The sequence below is a fragment of the Thiolapillus sp. genome, assembly GCF_048562965.1.
GTDB classification, from domain to species: domain Bacteria; phylum Pseudomonadota; class Gammaproteobacteria; order Chromatiales; family Chromatiaceae; genus Thiolapillus; species Thiolapillus brandeum_A.
The window spans coordinates 1-539 of the sequence record NZ_JBHNMF010001602.1 but is presented as its reverse complement, the minus strand read 5'-3'; the positions used below and the strand labels follow the sequence as shown (position 1 = coordinate 539).

Sequence of the window (539 nt, the reverse complement as noted above, 5' to 3'; positions counted from 1 at the left end):
GTGGTCATGAGTGATAGGCTCAGCCTGTCACGACTGATACGGCCCATGTTACAACCCGAAACTGAGTTGTCCCCACAACTGAATTAATTTCGGAGAAATAACAATGAGCTGTTTTGAAAAGCTGAAGTTTCCCAATTTTTTGGAGCAATGAATATTAGAGCCGACTAATATGGCGGATAAATTAGTACTTGGTAATATTCTTGTTTATTTTGTTTCTTTCGCTTGAAAAACAATAGGTTACTGATGAATGAAGCCTGATTTTACTGTATAATACAGTGTGTTAAGCCATTGATTACACAAACAAACAGGCCTCATTCGCTACCAGCCATGGAGAGCGAAGCGAAGGCTGGTAGACCCCAGTAGCCGCGAGGCCGCACTGTTTTCCCGGTGTGCCTTGCGCCAGAGGGAAAACAAAGTGGGCCTCCGAACGCGGCGTCCAGTCATTGGGAGCCAAGTACGGAGCAGCAACGAGCTTGCGAAGTTGTTGCGTAGTGCTTGGTGACCAGGACGGCTGGGGCACCAATAGGTTGTCAAAGGCC

At 47.1% G+C, this 539-nt stretch carries 1 protein-coding gene; it reads right to left on the bottom strand.

What is annotated here, in order from left to right:
- Positions 1-292: 292 nt before the first annotated feature.
- A partial coding sequence (locus ACOCD2_RS25755) for a hypothetical protein (RefSeq protein WP_293681948.1) occupies positions 293-539 on the bottom strand: 247 nt, incomplete at its 5' end.